The following is a 16,739-nucleotide window of genomic DNA, read 5'->3' on the forward strand; positions in this document are numbered from 1 at the left end:
CCATGTCCATCCTTCCCGCCACGGAAAGCCCATCGAGCCCGTCCCTGGCGACCGCCGCGACGCCCGCCGAGGACGCGCGCGACCTGGTCGACGAGGCCTATTCGACCCTGCTGGACATGATCCAGCTCGGCAAGGTGCCGATCAACCAGCCCCTGCAGGAGCGCAACCTGGCCAGCGCCCTGGGCGTATCGCGCACGCCGCTGCGCGAAGCGATGAGCCGCCTGATCGGCGCCGGCTTCGCCGTGCGCACCGCCCGCGGCCAGTTGATCGTGCCCGAGCCGACGCTGCGCCAATACCTCGAGATATTCCAGATGCGCGTGCTGCTGGAAGGCGACGCCGCGGCGGCGGCGGCCACCCGCATGCCGCCGGAGCTAGCCGCTGCCCTGCTGGAGCAGGTCAGCGAGATCCGGCGGCGGCGGCAGACCACCCACGAAGAGAACCATCGCATCGACAACCTGCTGCACGACAGCATCGCCCAGGCCAGCGGCAACAGGCTGATGGCGCAGGCAATCCACGACCTGCGCATCAAGGCGCGGTGCTTCGACCGCAACGGCGCACCCGAGCGGCTGATTCCAGGCTGCGAAGAACACATGACCATCCTGCAGGCGATCCTGGACCGCAACCCGGACGCCGCGCGCGCCGCGATGCAGGCGCATCTCTGCAACGTGCGCATCGGCCTGGTCGCGCGGCACACCGAGATCTGACATGGATTGCTCCACCGATATGCCCTGCCCCAAGCCCCTGCTCATCATCATGAATCCGGTCACGCAAGGCGACCGGGACCAGATCGCCCGCCATTTCGAGGTCGTCTTCGCCCCGACGCCGGAGCAGTACGCCCAAGCCGTCGCCGACCATGCGCCGCGGGTCGAGGTGGTGATGACCATCGGCGCCATCGGCCTGACCGCCGACCAGATGGACGCCTTGCCCAACCTGAAGCTGGTGTACTCCATGGGCGCCGGCCACGAGAGAATCGACCTGGCACACGCGCGGCGGCGCGGCATCCCCGTCGCCAACGGCGCGGGCACCAACGACAGTTGTGTCGCCGACCACGCCATGGGCATGATGATCGCCATCATCCGCGGCATTCCGCGCCTGGACCAACTGACGCGACAAGGCGCCTGGCGCACGCAACTGCCGCTTCCACCCAATGTGTCGGGCAAGAAGCTGGGCATCATCGGCCTGGGGGGGATCGGCGAGAAGGTGGCGTTGCGGGCGCAGGCCTTCGAGATGCAGGTCGGCTACCACAACCGCGGCCCGCGCGCGGGCTCGCCGCATCGCTATTTTGCGTCCGTGATGGAGCTGGCGCAGTGGGCCGACGTGCTGCTCGTGGCCGTTCCCGGCGGCGACTCGACCCGCCACCTCATCAACGACGCCATGCTCGCGCAGCTCGGCCCGAAGGGATACCTGATCAACATCGCGCGCGGCAGCGTCGTCGACACCGACGCCCTGGAACGCGCGCTGCGCCGCCAGACCATCGCCGGCGCGGCACTGGACGTCTATGAAGGCGAGCCGCTGCTGCCCGCCGGGCTTGCCGACCTCACCAACCTGGTCGTGACGCCGCACGTCGCTGGCTGGTCGCCCGAGGCGATGCAACGGATGGTGGACAAGTTCCTGGAGAATGCGCGGCGGCTGTATGCGGGGCAAGCGTTGTTGACGCCGCTATAGGCGGCGTGGCTGGCTGAGCAGGACGCCGAATCGCCGCCCCAACGGCGGATTCAATCCACGGGCCGATGGCAGACGGCTTCGACGTTGTGCCCATCCGGCCCGATCACGAAAGCCGCATAGTAATTGGAATGATAGTGAGGACGCAGGCCCGGCGGACCGTTGTCTTTTCCGCCGGCCGCCAGCGCCGCGGCGTAGAACAAGTCCACCTGTTCCCGGGAATCGGCGGCAATGGCGATATGCAAGGGCGCGCTGACGCGGGATTGCGCATACAACCACAGCGATGGCTTGCCCTGCCTGCCCAGGCCGATGCTTGCCGGCCCCTCCATGGCCAGCCCTACGCCGAGCGGCGCAAACGCCTTGAGAAAAAACTCGCGGCTCCGAACCATGTCGCTGACACCAAAACCGATATGATCAAACATGTTTTTCTCCGTTGTCGTCGCCATCGGCGCATACCGTCACAGGCGTTCGGGCCGACCGATTTTCGGGCCCACGCGCGAGGCGGCAGCGCTCGTCCGGCGAAGCGCCCGCGCCCGGCGCGAGATCTCCGCGGGGATCATTCCCCTTTCCTGCGCGAGCGGAACGCCGCCACTTTCATGCGGTTGCCGCACAGGGCCATGCTGCACCAGCGGCGCCGGTGCGACTTGGTCTTGTCGTGGAACATCAGCGTGCAGTCGTGCGCCTCGCATTGCCGCACCAGTTCGAGCTGCGTGTCGGTCAGCAGCCTGACGACGGCCTGCGCGACGGGTTCGAGAAAGCTGGCAGCATCGTCGCGACGGCGCTGACGCACCACCTTGAACGACGCGCTGGCGTCATCCCACCGCAGTTCCTTGGACGCGCGCCCCGCCTGGAGCACCTGGTTGACGACGCTGGCATCCGAGGCCCCTTCCTGCTTGGCGGCATGCACCAGCGACCTGGCGTTGTCGCGCAGCCGCAGGGCCAGCGTCTTCAACCCCTTGGGCGCGGCGCCGACGTCCTCGGGCAGCACCCCGGCGAGCTTCAGCCAGGCCAGCACGGCCTCGTCGTCGACGAAGCAATCGTGATGCGCCGCCCCCACCCCGAATTCACTATTGATGAAATCGAGCGCGAGGTCGTCTCCGACGAACAGCGGGGCCTTCGGGTTTTTGGCGGTTTCCAGCATGCGTCCAATGTAACCCATAAAAAATAAATTGACCAGTTACCAAAATCATGAGTAACCTTTTAAATCAAATTTATCGGTTACAAGGAGATTAGTCATGACCACGAAGACATCGATGGGCGCGGCCGGACTGGCGGCGCTGGCGCAGGCTGGCGACACGCAGGCAGCCCGCCTCCAGGTCCGCCACCGCTTCGAGCAGGTGGGCGACGTGAAGGTGTTCTACCGCGAGGCGGGCGCGCCCGACGCGCCGACGGTGCTGCTGCTGCACGGCTATGCCGCGTCCTCGTTCATGTACCGCAATCTGATTCCGATGCTGGCGGACAAGTACCACGTCATCGCGCCGGACCTGCCGGGTTTCGGCTTCACCGAAGCGCCCGCCCGCGGCGAGTACGCCTACACGTTCGACCAACTGGCCCGGACCATCGACCAGTTCACCCAGCAGCTCGGGTTGGACCGCTACGCCATCCAGGTGTTCGACTACGGCGCGCCGGTGGGCTGGCGCCTCGCGGCGGCGCATCCCGACCGCATCACCGCCATCATTTCGCAGAACGGCAACGCCTACGAGGAAGGATTGGGCCAGGGCTGGGCGCCGATCCAGCGGTACTGGAAGGAGCCGTCGCAGGCCAATCGCGAGGCGCTGCGCGACTTCCCGACGCCGGCTTCCATCGAATGGCAGTATCTCGAAGGCGTGCCCGACAAGACCCTGGTCGCGCCCGATGCGATCGCGCTGGAAAGCTATCTGGTGTCCCGCCCGGGCAACGCCGAGGTGCAGTTGGACCTGCTGCTGGACTACGCGTCGAACGTGGCAAAGTACCCGGCGTTCCAGGCGTATTTTCGCGAGTACCAACCACCGCTGCTGGCCGTCTGGGGCAGGAACGATCCGTTCTTCCTGCCCGCCGGCGCCGAGGCGTGGAAGCGGGACATCCCGGGCGCGGACGTGCGGTTCTACGACACGGGGCACCTGGCGCTGGAGACGCATGGGGCGGAGATTGGCGGGGTGATCCGGGAGTTCCTGGATCGGAATGTGGGGTGATCCTGCGACGGGCGGATAGCTCGACGAGCGCGCGCGCATCCTGGTGAACGCGCTTCACATCCCGGCCCGGGCGGCGGGCCCGTTCGCGCACGTCGACCCGACCTGCGCCCAACATCTCCCGCACCGTGTTGCCCCTCGGCTCTGTCAACTGCCCTCAGCGACGAAGCCCTCCAGCCATTGCGCCACACCGCGACATTCGTAGGGACCGGCCTGGCGGCACGAGAACCTCGCAGCCCATGCCAGCCTTGCCACCATCCGGAAATGAAAAAAGGCACTCCGCTTTTCGCGCGAGTGCCTGATTTCATTTGAATTCTTTGGGGTGGCTGATGGGACTCGAACCCACGACAACCGGAATCACAATCCGGCGCAATTTCTAGGTTTTATGCGGGTCTCCGCTGGAAACTGGTGGCATGGCGTACCGGAGCAAGACCTCGGTCGCTACCCGGTTCACCCGGGCCGACGGCCCGCCCCTGGGCATCGCCGGCCTGATCCAGGCTGTGGGTGTACGAGTGACCGATTGCATGGCAAACGGCACAAGTAGCTTGAACATTCTGTAGCCGGTAGGCTACAATAAAACTCGTATCTAGGCTTTCGCGGACAGATACCATGATCACATCGCATGAAGACAATTCTGACGACCGAAGTCTACGATGCCTTTGAAGCAAAACTTAAGGATCTTGCGGGCCGCGCGCGCATTCAAGCACGCATACAGCGACTGGCCCATGGAAACCCCGGCGATCATCGCAACTTGAGGCATGGGGTCTCCGAGCTGCGTATCGACGTAGGACCTGGCTACCGTGTCTATTACACGGAACGAAGGGACGGAACAATCGTAGTCCTGCTTGTTGGCGGCGACAAATCCACCCAGCAGCGAGATATTGCCGTTGCCTATGAATTAGCGGATCAACTGTAAGCATGCGCCGCTTGACGGCAAGACGACATCGAGCCATTAAGCGAGGCCGCTCCAACAACGACCGGAGCAATTCATGATCAAACTGAAGACACGCGAATACGACATTGCGGAGCGTTTGCGGACGCCGGAAGAAATGGCGCTCTACCTGGACGCCTGCATCGAAGAAAGTGACGGTGATGCAGCATTCATTGCAAAGGCGCTTGGCGATATTGCTCGGGCTAAAGGCATGACCCAGGTAGCGAAAGACGCCGGTCTGTCGCGCGAGAGCCTATACAAGGCATTATCTGGTGAACGTGCCCCGGACTTTTCCACCATCCTGAAGGTGGCGCGCGCGCTCGGATTGCGCCTGCATGCGTCTGCGGCCTAGATCTAAACAGGCACATTTTCCAAGCGCATCCGTCGGAGAGTTGATACTCTCGCGCCGGCCTCCGATGACCACCCCTACCCCGCTCGCCGCGGAGCCTTCTCGTATTCCGCGATCACGGCCATCGCGAAATTCAGCGATGCCTGCATCGAGGCCAACATCTGCCGTACGGCTTCAATAGGATCAGTCATTGATTGCGCAACCCGCTCCGCTGGTGCAGCAGCAGCAGCAGCAGCAGCAGCAGCAGGTTTACGGATCGAAGCTACCCCGCGGGGCAGCCGTCCTCGCCGCGCGGCATTCTTCACTGGCTGCAGGTCGGCGGTAGGCAGATAGGCAACCTCCGGCGCCTGGGACGCTTGAGTGAATTTTGAGTCGGTGCTACCTTCCATTCGTGATTCTTCCTTCCTACAGGGCTTGTCACAGATCTAAGCATGCCATTACCCGTCGGCTCGGGTATCGCAACGAGGCGCCTCGTATAAATGCGGCTATGCTCGTCAAATGCCGCTCAGCGGGCCCCGGCGTCATCCGGGAACGTGACACTGCCCGGCGACACGGCGAACTGGCGCACTTCGGCGTTGGCCCGTTGCGTCTCCCCGGTCGTCCCGAACCAGAACGCCAGCACCTGCTTAAGTTCATTGAACCAATACCCGATCACGGTCCCAATGGTCAGGCTGGCGGTGGCATCGCGCAGCAGCCCCTCGGCCATGCCGGAGAACACGAAGAAGACGATGCCCGCCGCGCCCAGCAGCAACAGGACGGTGACGGCCGGGCGCACCCAATCCCTGGGTTGCTGCGCGGCCAAGCGACGGGCGCTGCCGCGGTCGGCCGCCTGGGAGGCGTGCTGCGCTGCCGCCGCCTGGAGCCGGTTCTGTTCGGCCGTCACCGCCAACTGCTGAAGCTGCACCCGAGAATTAGTTTCCAGCTCCTTGAGTTTTATAGCGGCCTGGGGGTCTCGCAGGATGGCCGCCGACACGGAATCCGGCGACGCATCGGTGCCCAGCGCCGTAGCCACCAGGCCGCCCACGGCAACGCCGGCCGGCCCGCCCAGGATGCCGCCGAGCACGGGCGCGGCCTTGCTGACGACACCCGCCAAATCCTTCCAGTCCATCACGCATCCTCCGCCGCATACTTCAGGTTGCCCGCCACACGCCGCGCCCAGCCCTTGCCGAAGGCCGGCCAGGTCGAGAGCTTCGTGTAGAAATCCAGACGCTCCGCATTGAAGCGCGCCAGCACATTCGCGACGGGCACAGCGCGCACCGCCGCCAGTGTCGCCGGGCCGACGATCCCATCGTCAGCCACGCCCACCGCCCGCTGCAAAAAGCGGATGGCCTGGCCGATTCCGTGATTGACGGCAGCGTCGAACACCTGGAACGCGATCGCGCCGTCGTATTGCTCGGCCTTGGCGCGGCGCCAATAGGCAGCCCGGTGGATTTCCCTGGCCTGCTCGCGCGTCAGGGTACGCATGGAGCCGGTGTAGCCAGCCTCACGCGCGGTGCGCAGCGTGATGCCCCAATTGGTTTCGCCGCCCGGATCGTCGGGGTGGCTCGCGTAACCCCCTTCATGGCCGATCAGACGATCGAATGCAGTATCAAAATTCATCATTTGCCGCCTGTGATGTTGGACACGATGCCGGCCCACAATGCAGCGGCCAGCGCGGCCGCGGCCACGCCGATAAATGCAACGGTTCCCTGATCGGCGACCTTGCGCAGTTTTCTGCCAAAGCGCAGATCAGCGCGGAATTCTTCGACCTGTTCCGGCACGTCCACATCCACGCCCAGAATGGCGAAGAACTTCTTCACGGCAAGGTCGGCCGCTTGCTGGCAGACCTGCGTTTCACGTTGTTCGTTCATAGTTGCTTTTATGCTTTCAGCGTGGCCGCGAAGCGGAACAAGTCGTCCCGCTTGTCCTGATCAATTCCCAGTACGTCCGCCGCCGCGTTGAACATGGCGCTGCCATGCTCGACGGTTTGCAGCTCGTCCCAAGCGCGGCGGTAATACGCTGGCGTGGCCGGATCATTCATCATCGCCTCGAAAGCATCGAACAGCGTCCAATCCGGCCGGTCGTCCCGCGGCCACGGCGTCAGCCGCATCGCTTCGCGCAATTGGTAGCGGGTGACAGCCTGCGGTGGATTTGCGGCAGGATCGGGCGCGGGCATGTCTTCGATATTGGCCGGTTCGAGCGTTGGCGGCACGCTCAACTGCGTGCCGCGCGCCGGGGCGGACGGGCTGCTGGCGTCACTGCTGTCACTGTCAGCGCCGTCTTCGGGCATCTGCGGTGCGACCGCTTGGTAAAACAGGTACGCGCCGGACGAATTGTCGGCAATCACGTCGTCCTCGAATTGCCAGAATTGACCGGTTGCGGTGTCTTTGAAGGTCTGCATTATCGGTACTCCTTCCACATATCGAGGGTCACTCCGTCACTGAAGGCGGCCATATATTGCTCACCCGGCGGGACGAGTGTCGAGACTGTTATATATTCGCCAGTTGCCATGGACGGTGTGGTGCGGCAGACAGCAACCGTATCCATTGGGGTGCCTACTTGCAGTGCCAGAAATGACTGGATTCCGGCCCCTCTAGCCACGACCCGCACATAGACCATAATGGGCTGTTCTGTGCTATTGGTGTAGACGACACTTAACGAACGGGAATGTGTCACATCGGTCAGCATTTGCCCCGGCCCCAAGGCGCCAGCGGCCACAGCGGCCATATACCTCGTTCCATTCCAGCGGTGCCAGCCAATGCCGTCCACGTAGATGTCGCCCGCGTCCCAATTGGGCATGGAATTGGGGCTACTGAAGGCACCCGTCACCCGCCAGGGTTGCCAGATATTGGTCTGAGGATTGCCTAACCGGTGGAAGCAATACGGCTTACGGCCCGTGCTGAGGATCGTCAGTTCCTGGGCGAAAAGGTCGCCTGCCATGTGATAGGACAGCAGATAGCCCGCGCCCCTGATGTTAGGGAAATTGACGCCCATGACGACTGAGTTGGACCAGGCATAATTCACGTTGTCTTCGATCAGCGTGTTGGCGTCGGTTGCGGCGAACAGGCGTACGCGGCGCATCGCTTCGCCCTCGGCCACCACCTTGCGCCAAGGCCCCCACGTTCCGTCATGGCTGATCCGCGTCCGCCACCACCGGTGGGTGGTATTGCTCCACCGCACCAGTTCCTGCAACGTCAGTTCGCCGTACGTGCGAACTCGCAGCAGGCCAAATCCGGGGAAGCCGTCCGGGGCGTTCGGGCCTGCGGTCCTGATGTAATAGTCGTCGCTGGTCAGGCAGGTGTCGAAGTCAGTCCCGTTCAGCAGCGTCTGCACGCCGGGATATCGGCTGTTCAGTTCGGGGACTCGCCGGCTGTCGTCCAGGCCTGCCACGCCATTGGCGGCCCCCTTTTGACTGAGTGGGATGCAGTCATCCGCCAGGGCTGCGCTCGCCTTGGCTTGGTTCGCCCATCCTTGCGCGGCTGTCTCGCTTTTCGCAGCCGCCGCAGCGGACGTTTGCGCGGCATCGCGGGCGCTGGCCGCCATCACCTGGCTGTCCAGGGATCCTTGGGCGTGATTCTTGGCCGCTGTCGAGAAGGCCCCGGCCGCTGTCTCGCTTTCTTTGGCGGCGGCCGCGCTGACACGGGCTTCGTTGGCGTAGCCGAGCGCGTTGGCGGCGTCTTCGCTGACTTTGATTTCGTGGTTGCTGGCCGCCAGTTCATGTAGTTCGGCAGCGCTCTCGCTCGCAGCAGCTCTGTCCGCCGATCCTTGCGCAGCGGCTGCCGATGCCGTCGCTTGCTCCTGGCTTTTCCAGGCCCTGGCGGAGTGCCAGGCCGCGCTGCTCCAGCTCGCCTCGGCCGCTTGCTGGCTGGAGGCGGCTGACCGGGCGTGCCCAAGGGCGCTATCGGCCCACCCCTGCGCCTCTTCACGCGCCAGCTTTGCCTCACGCGTGTCGTTCTTCAGTTCCTGCCAGAGATCATCGGGCTTGGTGTTGCTGAAAATCGGTACGCGCACCGAGCGCTGCGCGATCGAATCGACCTGCTGAACCTGCGCCTCCAACCGGTCAAGCGCGCGTTCGATCACCTTCGGATCGAACCCGCCCAGGTTGATCAACGTGTCGGGCTGGGTATTGGGAACGTCGCTGATGATCGCGACCCGGTATTCCTGAGCGTAGGCGGTGTGCAGCGTCACCGTTCCGCCGGGATGGGCGTCCTGGTCATCGTTGAGTGCGACGCTATAGTCCGCGCCGAAGGTCAGCGACCTGGCCCTGTCGAGCGCGTCGCCCACCTGAACCGCGACTTGCTCGCCCTCGAACACTTTGAAGTCGAATGGAAACTGCGTGATCTGGCCATCGCAGGCATATGGCCCGCAGACCCTGCGGGTATTTTGGATAGGCATGGTACGAACCTCTGAGAAACCATCGCAAGACTAGCCCCCAGGCGGTCCGGTATAGGCCCCCCTGGCATGGGCGCTACCCGCATTGCTTACTGGCGATGACCTTGACGCGCACGGCGGTCTGGCAGCGCTGCGTCCCGCGGCAGATGTTGCGCACCGTGGACCGGGGCATCTCCAGCTTCTTGGCGATGGCCCGATAGCCCCACCCCGCATCCCGCAAGGCATGCACCATGGCGATCTCGCCGTCGGTGTACTTGGCGCGCGGGTGGTCTTCGCCAACGCGCAACCCCGCCTCATTGACCGCCACGGTCTTGCGCACGGGTTCACCGGAAAAAATCGGGGTTGCCCAGCCTGACCCGCTCGCAGGCCTTCTCGATGGCCTTGACCCGCGCCAGCGGATCGGCCCGCGTGATGGGCGTCCGTGCCGCCTGCTGCAACACGCGCACTGCTTCCGGCGGCAACAGCGTGGAGAGAGGCAACGCCGGGGATTGGGTGAGGGTTTGTGGTGTCTTCATTCGCTGCTCGCGCCAATGGGTGCGGCGATAGCCCGCTGGGCCATGCGCAGCACGGTGAGGGAAACGGAATCGTCCTTCCGGGCCCGGGCAACGAGGCGATGGGCCCAGGAGCGGTGATCCGCGACGGCCGGCGGCAAACCGCCGCCGGTGCGCTCCTTGATCTCGCGCAGGAATGCCAGGGATTCCTCGCGGGTGGAAACAGTGCCGCCAGGCGCGGCCAGGCGCTGGCGCGGGTGGGGAACAGGTTCCCACTTGCCCTGGGCCATCACGTCGCGCAGGGCATACTCCCAGCGGCCGCGAATGGCCTGCCAGCCCATGTTGAGCAGGTCGTACGCGCCAACGCGCCGGGCAGCCCAGAACACGCCAGGGTGTGACCATTGCCCGATGACGCCGCGCGAGCGGGCGGACATGCCTGCCACGGCTTCGTGGTAGGCCGTCTCGGGGTTCAAGGTCGGACGGCACAGGCCCAGGAACTCGGGCAGCGTGGGCGGGAAGGTTCGCCCTCGGCAGGACGCCAGGCCGCGCTGGATTTCCTCGGCGGTGTAGTCGGCGATTTCCTGCGCCCAGGCCTCGGCAAGGCGGGCAGGCTCGATACCCTCCCACTGCTGGGCGAACTTCGCGCCGTACAAGGCCTGCATGCGTTCGATCACGCGAGCGGCCCAGGCCACGGGAACCGGAGGCGGCACTTCAGTCGCGTGTACCAGTTGCATCGATAACTCCCATGTCGATTTCGTGCCACGGCTGTGCGCCAGCGTTGGCAATGACGTTTTGCAATTTGGCGTTCCAGGCGGCGCGCCGTTCGTTGGCGCTGGGAGGGCGTTGCGGAGGGGCGCCCTTCTCCGGGATTTGCTGCGCGGCTTGGCGCTGAGCCGTCAGCACCTTGGCAAGGTAGGCCCAGGGGATGGCTTCTGGCGGGGGCTTGGACTGGCGCGCCACGGCGAGGCCCGCCAGGGCTTCGTCGGCCGTCAGGCCCTTGTCCACCCAGGCGCGGAAGTCGAGCTGGCTGGGGAGAACCTGAACGCCGGCAGCGCGCAGCGCCTTGGCGACGGTCCCGTGGGGGGGTTGGGTTGGGCAGGTAGTCGTCGCCGCTCGCGCGCGCGTTCCCCACACTATCTTTTATATATCCCTCTCCCTGTCCCTTGGATGCTGTTTCCCGAGGGACACCACCATCTCGTCCCTGGGGACACTCGTTTTTTGTCCCTCGGGACGATTGCTTCATGTCCTTGGGGACTGGATCGGCATATTCGGGGGACAAGAACTCTTCCAGCGCCGGAAATTGAATGCCTGTCCCGTGCCGCTGGTTGTGCTTCTTGATGCGCGCGCACTCCGTCTTGTAGCGCTGCGCATTCTTCGCGGCCCAGGCGTCGCGCGCCTTTTCAGCAACCACGGGGTGGTACAGACGGCCGTCGTCGCATTTGATCCAGCCGTACAAGGCACCCTCTCGGTACTTTTTCCATTCCTTCACGACGAAACCAAAGCCGGCCAGTTTCGCCAGCTCCGTGTCATCGTCAGGCAATGACGCGGCGGGCACCTGGTGCCATGACGCGCACCAGAGGATCACGGCGAGAAATGCACGGTCGGGCTTCACCGCAGTAGTGAGCTTGCTGTCACGCAGTTGCTGGACATACAGCGGCATGAACGGGAAGTCCCGCAGATCGCAATCGGGTGGTGTCAGGGGTGCCGTCATGCCGCCCTCCCATACGCGAAGGGGCGACAGCGCACCTGCGCTTCCAGTTTTGGGGTCTTCCGCAAACACTGAAGCAGAGGCTCCACAGGCACTCTTGTTCGGGATAGGGATTGTTGACTCACCCCAGAATATTACCTAAAGGTAATTATTTAGACAAGAAAAATTACCCGCAGGTTGTTTACCTGCGGGTAGCTCTCAGGCAACACTTCACACCATGAAAATTGACGATATCCACGCAGTCCGCCTGCAGCGCTTTCGGACCCTGATGGAAGACCGGTTCGGCGGCAAACAAGCCGCGATCGCTACTGCGGTAGGCAAGCCAGCCAACTATGTCTCCCGCATCATCAGCGGGAATAAAAAGCTGGGCGAAGAAATCGTCCGAGAATTCGAGACATCCCTGGACCTTCCCGCGTATTGGTTTGACGGGCTCGCCGATACTACCGCGTGGCCCTTCCCTAGCGTCAGCCGAGCGGCGTATGAGTCGCTTACTCCCGAACAACGCCGTGGCATCGAACAATGGGTTGCCAGGCAAGTGGAAGCATTCGGCGACACGCACGCACCTGGCGTGGAAAACACCAAGAAGAGCGCCTAGGCGTCCCAATCGTGGCCAACAGCGCCAACGGGCCGAGCACCACTCCCCATAGGAACCAGCATGCTCCGCATGCCCCTTTGGCATTGGCGATGTGATGTGCCATGAATTAATCGTAATAGATTGATTCTTAAATCTGGTCCTATCGCCTAGCGCGGGGAAGAGTCCTACTTTCGCCTCCCACCAAGGTTACCTACAGGTATTTCTATAAAACTTACCTACAGGTAATTTTTAGGAAGCCACCAGGGTGGTTACTCAATCCGTCAGCGCAGGGCTGACGCCCAACAGCCTGATCTCGCCCGACGAGATCACTGAAGACGGCGAACTGCTGCCCATCATGGACTCGGCGGGCGGCAAATTCAGCGAATTGATCGATGCCGTCACCGCTTACGCCAAGGCCGGCAAGGCGGCGGGCCACCTCGTCCATCCGACCGCCGGCTGATGGCCAAGTTCGTCGCGCTCACCGGCCGGCGCCGCGCAGAGTTCCTGAATCTGCGCAGGACTGACCTCGGCCAGGACGGTATTGTGGTGGGGTTCGCCAAGGCCAAGGCGGGCGACGCCCTCCGCCGCGGGCTGATCGAATGGACGCCGGCGCTGCGCCACCTGTTCGCCGAGCTTGCGAACCTGGACCGGAAAGCGCGGGACGGCAAGTCGGCCATCCCGGAATCGATGTTCGTGTTCACCAACCGGGAGGGGCAGCCGTACACCGAGCAGGGCTTTAAGGCGCTCTGGTCGAAGATCATGGCCGACAGGATCAAGGCGCCGGGGCGCGAGCGGTTCGCCTTTCACGACCTGCACGCCTACTCTGCGCGCCTACTATGCGCGCCTACTATGCGACCGTCCTGGTGGGCCGGGATGAGAACCCGGAAACCCACGCCAACCCCGCCACCACCAGGCAGGTGTACGACCGCCGGCGCGTCGTCAAGATCAAGGGCAGCGCCTGACGCATGCCACCATGGCCGGATCTTGCCACCATCCGGAAAAGAAAAAAGGCACTCCGCTTTTCGCGCGAGTGCCTGATTTCATTTGAATTCTTTGGGGTGGCTGATGGGACTCGAACCCACGACAACCGGAATCACAATCCGGGACTCTACCAACTGAGCTACAGCCACCACTTGATCTGCTTCGCCGTTGACACGACAAGTTTCGTGCTCAACTGCAAAGAGGCCGAATTCTAGCACGTTTTTTTGAGGCGTGTAAAACGGATGACACCTCGGCGGGCCAACGGGAGCCTTCCTCCCCTCGCCGCGTGACAAATCCGCGCGCGGCCCGCCGCGCTCGTGCGCGGGCCTTGCTATCCTTGGCGCTCGGATCATTCCCTGGAGGCCCGCGCTTCGCCGTTGCTATGGATCGCATACACCAACTACTGATCGATTACTGGCCCCACATGGTGTTCACCCTCAGCGTGGTGGCGGGCGCGGGCGCGGCGGTGCATGCGGCCATGACCAAGCAGGATGTGCGATCGGCCATCGGCTGGGTGGGGCTGGCGCTGTTTTCGCCGTTGTTCGGAGCGGCCGTCTATTTCGTGGCGGGGATCAATCGGATCCGCAAGACGCGGCTGTCGCAGCAGCGCGACGAGGCGATGCTGGTGGACGCGGCGCTGGTGGAGACCCCGAGCGTGGATGTGGCGCCGATCTCCGGGCCGCAGTTTGCGTCGCTGAAGGTGCTGGGGGACCGCGTCAGCCGGTTCCGGTTGCTGGGCGGCAATGCGGTGCAGCCGCTGGCCGGCGGCGATGAAGCCTATCCGGCGATGCTGCGGGCGATCCGCGAGGCGCGGCACGCGGTGGCGATGCAAAGCTACATCTTCGACAACGACGCGATCGGACGCGAGATGGCGCAGGCGCTGATCGAGGCGCGGGAGCGCGGGGTGCAGGTGCGGGTGCTGATCGACGCGATCGGCGCCAAGTATTCGCGGCCGCCGATCGTGCGGATGCTGGCGCGTGGCGGGGTGCCGGTGGCGCGGTTCATGACCAATCCGCTGGGCGTGCTGCGCATGCCGTACGCCAACCTGCGCAGCCACCGCAAGGTGCTGGTGGTCGATGGGCGCATCGGTTTCACCGGCGGCATGAATGTGCGGGCGGCGTTCGTGACGGCGCTGTCGGGCGCGGCGACCAACGTCGATACGCATTTCCGGGTGGAAGGGCCGATCGTGACGCAACTGATGTCGGTGTTCGCGCACGATTGGAATTTCACGACGCATGAGTCGCTGCCGGCGCAGCCATGGTTCGATCCGCAGGCGCAGCCGCCGCATGGCGCGGTGCCGATGCGCTGCGTGCCGTCGGGGCCGGACCGCGCCATGGGCAGCGCGCACAGCATCCTGCTGGGTGCGCTGGCGGTGGCGCAGCGGCATGTGCGGATCCAGTCTCCCTATTTCCTGCCCGATCAGCCACTGATCGGCGCGCTGGCGACGGCGGCGCGGCGGGGGGTGGTGGTGGATATCGTGATTCCGGGCAAGAACAATCTGCGGCTGGTCGATTACGCCATGACGGCGCAACTGGACCAGGTGGTGCGCACGGGGTGCCGGGTATGGCGCTCGCGAGGAGCGTTCGACCACTCGAAGCTGATGACGGTGGACGACGGCTGGGCCTACGTGGGATCGTCGAATCTGGATCCGCGCAGCCTGCGGCTCAATTTCGAGCTGGATACCGAGATCTACGACGTGGACGTGGCGCGCTGGGTGAGCGCCCGGATCGACGCGCAGGTGGCCGCGGGGCGCCGCCAGACGTTGGAGGAGCTGCAGCAGGCGCCGTTCGCCAAGAGGCTGCGCAACAAGGTGATCTGGCTGGCGACGCCGTATCTGTAGGCCGGTGACAGCGCCGGCGGCTTGCCGCCGCCGATTCCGCGGCGTGGGGCGAAGCCACGGCGGCCCCATCGGCCCAAGGGCAAGCCGACCGTTCAGCCGTCCGAGGTGGGCACCGCAGCCTGGCGCACGGCGAAGACGGCGCTGGCCTTGAGCACCAGGCGTTCGTCCACTTTCAGGTGGCAAGTGGCGTAGATCAGGCGCTTGCCGCGCTTGTCGATGGTGACGTGGGCTTCGAGCCAGTCGCCGGGCATGACGGCGTTGAGGTATTCGACCGACATCTGCGCGGTGACGACCGACGCCTGGCACTGGTGAGCGATGACGAAGCCGAGCGCGCTGTCGGCCAGGGTGGCGAGCAGGCCGCCGTGGGCCATGCCATGCATGTTGCCGTGGGCCGTGCCAATGCGCATGGCCAGCACGTCGTCGGCGTCGCGCCGGTAAAAGCCGCCCAGGTCCGCCAGGTGGCGCATGAATTGGCTGCTGGGAAGCCAGGGTGCGAAGCCGGCGGGAATGGTGTCTGTCATGGCGAGGGAAAGGTGCGCTGCGCAATGCCCCACGGTAGCGCAAACCGCCGGGCGCGCGCCAGCGGCGGCGCCTGGCGACCGGTGAACGGACAATATCCGGCGCAACTGGCGCCGGCGTCGCGCCGGCGCTACAGTCTTCCCATGCAATTGCCCCTTTCTTCACCGCCCGCATGAACCGCATCAAGACCTACGGCATGGCCGAGCGCGCGGACTATTTCGATTTCGATATCCGCGCGCAGCAGGTGCGCGAACCGCTGGAGCAGCCGCACCGGCACGAGTATTTCCAGATCCAGGTGAACCTGGAGGGCGACACGCGCCAGACCATCAGCGGCACCACGCGGCCGTTTCCGCGCGGGGGGCTGAGTTTCGTGCTGCCGTACCGGGTGCACCTGGTGCCGCATCCGCCGGGCGCGCGCTACGTCATCATCAATTTCGCGCAGCGCTTCCTGTGGCCGGAGCTGGCGGTCGATCCGCTGGACCTGGAGGACGTGCCGATGGCGCAGGCGCCGGCGCTGGCGCCGTTCCTGTTCCAGGAGTACCTGGATTTCGCGCTGGACGCGGACGGGCTGGCCGAGGCCGAGACGCTGATCGGACGCCTGACGGACCAGAACCGGCGCCGCGGGTTCGGGTCGACGACGGTCATCCGCGGCCTGATGCTGCAACTGATCGGGCTGGTTTGCGGCCGCTACGAGGCCGACCTGCTGCACCTGGCGCGGCACCATGCCGGCAGCAGCCGGCGCGAGAGCGTGCGGCGGGTGCTGGCCTACATCGGCGCGCACCTGGCCGAGAACCTGACGCTGAACGACGCGGCGGCGGCGGCATTCCTGTCGCCCAATTACCTGGCGCACCTGCTCAAGAAAGAGACCGGCAAGACCTTCACCGAGCTGGTGGCCGAGCGCCGCATGGCGCTGGCGCGCGACCTGCTGGCGCACACGGCGCGCACGGTGGCGCAGGTGGCGCATGCGGCGGGGTTCGCGGACGAGGCCTATTTCTCGCGCCGCTTCCGCCAACTGGAAGGGGTCAGCCCGACCGGCTACCGCGAGCGCCTGCGCGGCGGCGAGGCGGAGGCGCGGTGAAGCCGAGGCGCGGCAGGGCCGATGCCCAGTGAGGCGCGGTGAGGCCGCCGGCGGTAAGGTCGACCCG

General features: G+C 64.9%; 23 protein-coding genes, 1 tRNA gene and 1 pseudogene. 10 read left to right on the plus strand and 15 right to left on the minus strand.

The annotated features are described in order from the left end of the window. Positions 1-2 precede the first annotated feature (2 nt). Together AAID08_RS20485 and AAID08_RS20490 are read left to right on the plus strand one after the other, a co-directional pair. On the plus strand, positions 3-704 hold the full coding sequence (locus tag AAID08_RS20485) for a GntR family transcriptional regulator (protein WP_231132984.1): 702 nt from the start codon (positions 3-5) through the stop codon (positions 702-704). Between the two features lies 1 nt (position 705). Then, positions 706-1,665: a 2-hydroxyacid dehydrogenase gene (locus AAID08_RS20490; protein ID WP_254607660.1), complete on the plus strand. Its 960-nt coding sequence runs from the start codon at positions 706-708 to the stop codon at positions 1,663-1,665. A 50-nt stretch (positions 1,666-1,715) separates the two neighbouring features. Here AAID08_RS20490 and AAID08_RS20495 read toward each other — a convergent pair whose 3' ends face one another. Next, a complete protein-coding gene (locus AAID08_RS20495; protein WP_395756844.1) occupies positions 1,716-2,084 on the minus strand; it encodes a VOC family protein in 369 nt (122 codons plus the stop codon). A 134-nt stretch (positions 2,085-2,218) separates the two neighbouring features. Continuing rightward, positions 2,219-2,803, minus strand: coding sequence for a CGNR zinc finger domain-containing protein (locus AAID08_RS20500; protein ID WP_054503308.1), 585 nt, complete (start codon positions 2,801-2,803; stop codon positions 2,219-2,221). Between the two features lie 112 nt (positions 2,804-2,915). Here AAID08_RS20500 and AAID08_RS20505 point away from each other — a divergent pair, with 112 nt between their 5' ends. The 3 genes from AAID08_RS20505 (at position 2,916) to AAID08_RS20515 (ending at position 5,113) form a co-directional block, all read left to right on the plus strand. Continuing rightward, positions 2,916-3,833 (plus strand): alpha/beta fold hydrolase, encoded by a 918-nt coding sequence (locus AAID08_RS20505; protein ID WP_395757835.1) that lies wholly within the window; start codon positions 2,916-2,918, stop codon positions 3,831-3,833. Positions 3,834-4,452: 619 nt separating this feature from the next. After that, positions 4,453-4,746 (plus strand): type II toxin-antitoxin system RelE/ParE family toxin, encoded by a 294-nt coding sequence (locus AAID08_RS20510; protein ID WP_116791988.1) that lies wholly within the window; start codon positions 4,453-4,455, stop codon positions 4,744-4,746. Between the two features lie 73 nt (positions 4,747-4,819). Then, a complete protein-coding gene (locus tag AAID08_RS20515) occupies positions 4,820-5,113 on the plus strand; it encodes an addiction module antidote protein (protein WP_116791987.1) in 294 nt (97 codons plus the stop codon). 74 nt (positions 5,114-5,187) lie between these two features. Here the strand turns inward: AAID08_RS20515 and AAID08_RS20520 are convergent, their stop codons facing one another. The 11 genes and pseudogenes from AAID08_RS20520 to AAID08_RS20570 all read right to left on the minus strand — a co-directional run. After that, positions 5,188-5,499, minus strand: a complete 312-nt coding sequence (locus AAID08_RS20520) for a hypothetical protein (protein WP_144654633.1) — start codon at positions 5,497-5,499, stop codon at positions 5,188-5,190. A 116-nt stretch (positions 5,500-5,615) separates the two neighbouring features. Next, positions 5,616-6,218 (minus strand): hypothetical protein, encoded by a 603-nt coding sequence (locus AAID08_RS20525; protein WP_162876633.1) that lies wholly within the window; start codon positions 6,216-6,218, stop codon positions 5,616-5,618. Next, entirely contained in the window at positions 6,218-6,712 is a 495-nt protein-coding gene (locus tag AAID08_RS20530; protein ID WP_338077835.1) for a glycoside hydrolase family 108 protein, read from the minus strand. Before AAID08_RS20530 ends, AAID08_RS20525 begins: the two co-directional genes overlap by 1 nt. After that, a complete protein-coding gene (locus AAID08_RS20535) occupies positions 6,709-6,960 on the minus strand; it encodes a hypothetical protein (RefSeq protein WP_144654632.1) in 252 nt (83 codons plus the stop codon). Before AAID08_RS20535 ends, AAID08_RS20530 begins: the two co-directional genes overlap by 4 nt. Positions 6,961-6,968: 8 nt before the next feature. After that, positions 6,969-7,490 (minus strand): hypothetical protein, encoded by a 522-nt coding sequence (locus AAID08_RS20540; protein WP_175166584.1) that lies wholly within the window; start codon positions 7,488-7,490, stop codon positions 6,969-6,971. Then, positions 7,490-9,484 carry a hypothetical protein gene (locus AAID08_RS20545; RefSeq protein ID WP_395756845.1) on the minus strand — a complete coding sequence of 665 codons (1,995 nt, stop codon included), beginning with the start codon at positions 9,482-9,484 and terminating at the stop codon, positions 7,490-7,492. Before AAID08_RS20545 ends, AAID08_RS20540 begins: the two co-directional genes overlap by 1 nt. 73 nt (positions 9,485-9,557) lie before the next feature. After that, entirely contained in the window at positions 9,558-9,800 is a 243-nt protein-coding gene (locus tag AAID08_RS20550) for a helix-turn-helix domain-containing protein (RefSeq protein WP_144654629.1), read from the minus strand. A 4-nt stretch (positions 9,801-9,804) separates the two neighbouring features. Then, positions 9,805-9,996 (minus strand): hypothetical protein, encoded by a 192-nt coding sequence (locus AAID08_RS20555; RefSeq protein WP_116791981.1) that lies wholly within the window; start codon positions 9,994-9,996, stop codon positions 9,805-9,807. Next, complete coding sequence (locus AAID08_RS20560; protein WP_175166582.1) at positions 9,993-10,706, minus strand: hypothetical protein; 714 nt, start codon at positions 10,704-10,706, stop codon at positions 9,993-9,995. Before AAID08_RS20560 ends, AAID08_RS20555 begins: the two co-directional genes overlap by 4 nt. Next, positions 10,684-10,977 carry a hypothetical protein gene (locus tag AAID08_RS20565; protein WP_395757850.1) on the minus strand — a complete coding sequence of 98 codons (294 nt, stop codon included), beginning with the start codon at positions 10,975-10,977 and terminating at the stop codon, positions 10,684-10,686. Before AAID08_RS20565 ends, AAID08_RS20560 begins: the two co-directional genes overlap by 23 nt. Positions 10,978-11,428: 451 nt before the next feature. Continuing rightward, a pseudogene (locus AAID08_RS20570) lies at positions 11,429-11,683 on the minus strand (DUF1376 domain-containing protein); the annotation flags it as partial. Between the two features lie 214 nt (positions 11,684-11,897). Here AAID08_RS20570 and AAID08_RS20575 point away from each other — a divergent pair. The 3 genes from AAID08_RS20575 to AAID08_RS20585 all read left to right on the plus strand — a co-directional run bounded on the left by AAID08_RS20575 (position 11,898) and on the right by AAID08_RS20585 (position 13,292). Then, entirely contained in the window at positions 11,898-12,275 is a 378-nt protein-coding gene (locus AAID08_RS20575) for a helix-turn-helix transcriptional regulator (protein WP_175166580.1), read from the plus strand. Between the two features lie 244 nt (positions 12,276-12,519). Then, positions 12,520-12,714: a hypothetical protein gene (locus AAID08_RS20580; RefSeq protein ID WP_175166579.1), complete on the plus strand. Its 195-nt coding sequence runs from the start codon at positions 12,520-12,522 to the stop codon at positions 12,712-12,714. Continuing rightward, positions 12,714-13,292 (plus strand): hypothetical protein, encoded by a 579-nt coding sequence (locus tag AAID08_RS20585; RefSeq protein WP_244976802.1) that lies wholly within the window; start codon positions 12,714-12,716, stop codon positions 13,290-13,292. Before AAID08_RS20580 ends, AAID08_RS20585 begins: the two co-directional genes overlap by 1 nt. 16 nt (positions 13,293-13,308) lie before the next feature. On the opposite strand, the gene AAID08_RS20590 is transcribed toward AAID08_RS20585, so the two are convergent. Then, positions 13,309-13,384 (minus strand) — tRNA-His (locus AAID08_RS20590). A gap of 233 nt (positions 13,385-13,617) precedes the next feature. On the opposite strand from AAID08_RS20590, the gene AAID08_RS20595 reads away from it, so the two are divergent. Next, a complete protein-coding gene (locus AAID08_RS20595; protein ID WP_054503165.1) occupies positions 13,618-15,075 on the plus strand; it encodes a phosphatidylserine/phosphatidylglycerophosphate/cardiolipin synthase family protein in 1,458 nt (485 codons plus the stop codon). 92 nt (positions 15,076-15,167) lie between these two features. Here the strand turns inward: AAID08_RS20595 and AAID08_RS20600 are convergent, their stop codons facing one another. Then, a complete protein-coding gene (locus AAID08_RS20600) occupies positions 15,168-15,596 on the minus strand; it encodes a PaaI family thioesterase (RefSeq protein ID WP_054503166.1) in 429 nt (142 codons plus the stop codon). 170 nt (positions 15,597-15,766) lie between these two features. Here AAID08_RS20600 and AAID08_RS20605 point away from each other — a divergent pair, with 170 nt between their 5' ends. Then, positions 15,767-16,672, plus strand: a complete 906-nt coding sequence (locus AAID08_RS20605) for an AraC family transcriptional regulator (protein ID WP_144654623.1) — start codon at positions 15,767-15,769, stop codon at positions 16,670-16,672. Positions 16,673-16,739: the final 67 nt, after the last annotated feature.

This window comes from Achromobacter sp. EB05 (genome assembly GCF_044232075.1).
In the GTDB taxonomy this organism is placed as follows: domain Bacteria; phylum Pseudomonadota; class Gammaproteobacteria; order Burkholderiales; family Burkholderiaceae_B; genus Achromobacter; species Achromobacter dolens.

Bases quoted from the DNA above. Each gene is read 5' to 3' on its own strand.
- AAID08_RS20485 (WP_231132984.1), top strand. From the start codon at position 3: ATGTCCATCCTTCCCGCCACGGAAAGCCCATCGAGCCCGTCCCTGGCG.
- AAID08_RS20490 (WP_254607660.1), top strand. From the start codon at position 706: ATGGATTGCTCCACCGATATGCCCTGCCCCAAGCCCCTGCTCATCATC.
- AAID08_RS20495 (WP_395756844.1), bottom strand. From the start codon at position 2,084: ATGTTTGATCATATCGGTTTTGGTGTCAGCGACATGGTTCGGAGCCGC.
- AAID08_RS20500 (WP_054503308.1), bottom strand. From the start codon at position 2,803: ATGCTGGAAACCGCCAAAAACCCGAAGGCCCCGCTGTTCGTCGGAGAC.
- AAID08_RS20505 (WP_395757835.1), top strand. From the start codon at position 2,916: ATGGGCGCGGCCGGACTGGCGGCGCTGGCGCAGGCTGGCGACACGCAG.
- AAID08_RS20510 (WP_116791988.1), top strand. From the start codon at position 4,453: ATGAAGACAATTCTGACGACCGAAGTCTACGATGCCTTTGAAGCAAAA.
- AAID08_RS20515 (WP_116791987.1), top strand. From the start codon at position 4,820: ATGATCAAACTGAAGACACGCGAATACGACATTGCGGAGCGTTTGCGG.
- AAID08_RS20520 (WP_144654633.1), bottom strand. From the start codon at position 5,499: ATGGAAGGTAGCACCGACTCAAAATTCACTCAAGCGTCCCAGGCGCCG.
- AAID08_RS20525 (WP_162876633.1), bottom strand. From the start codon at position 6,218: ATGGACTGGAAGGATTTGGCGGGTGTCGTCAGCAAGGCCGCGCCCGTG.
- AAID08_RS20530 (WP_338077835.1), bottom strand. From the start codon at position 6,712: ATGATGAATTTTGATACTGCATTCGATCGTCTGATCGGCCATGAAGGG.
- AAID08_RS20535 (WP_144654632.1), bottom strand. From the start codon at position 6,960: ATGAACGAACAACGTGAAACGCAGGTCTGCCAGCAAGCGGCCGACCTT.
- AAID08_RS20540 (WP_175166584.1), bottom strand. From the start codon at position 7,490: ATGCAGACCTTCAAAGACACCGCAACCGGTCAATTCTGGCAATTCGAG.
- AAID08_RS20545 (WP_395756845.1), bottom strand. From the start codon at position 9,484: ATGCCTATCCAAAATACCCGCAGGGTCTGCGGGCCATATGCCTGCGAT.
- AAID08_RS20555 (WP_116791981.1), bottom strand. From the start codon at position 9,996: ATGAAGACACCACAAACCCTCACCCAATCCCCGGCGTTGCCTCTCTCC.
- AAID08_RS20560 (WP_175166582.1), bottom strand. From the start codon at position 10,706: ATGCAACTGGTACACGCGACTGAAGTGCCGCCTCCGGTTCCCGTGGCC.
- AAID08_RS20575 (WP_175166580.1), top strand. From the start codon at position 11,898: ATGAAAATTGACGATATCCACGCAGTCCGCCTGCAGCGCTTTCGGACC.
- AAID08_RS20585 (WP_244976802.1), top strand. From the start codon at position 12,714: ATGGCCAAGTTCGTCGCGCTCACCGGCCGGCGCCGCGCAGAGTTCCTG.
- AAID08_RS20595 (WP_054503165.1), top strand. From the start codon at position 13,618: ATGGATCGCATACACCAACTACTGATCGATTACTGGCCCCACATGGTG.
- AAID08_RS20600 (WP_054503166.1), bottom strand. From the start codon at position 15,596: ATGACAGACACCATTCCCGCCGGCTTCGCACCCTGGCTTCCCAGCAGC.
- AAID08_RS20605 (WP_144654623.1), top strand. From the start codon at position 15,767: ATGAACCGCATCAAGACCTACGGCATGGCCGAGCGCGCGGACTATTTC.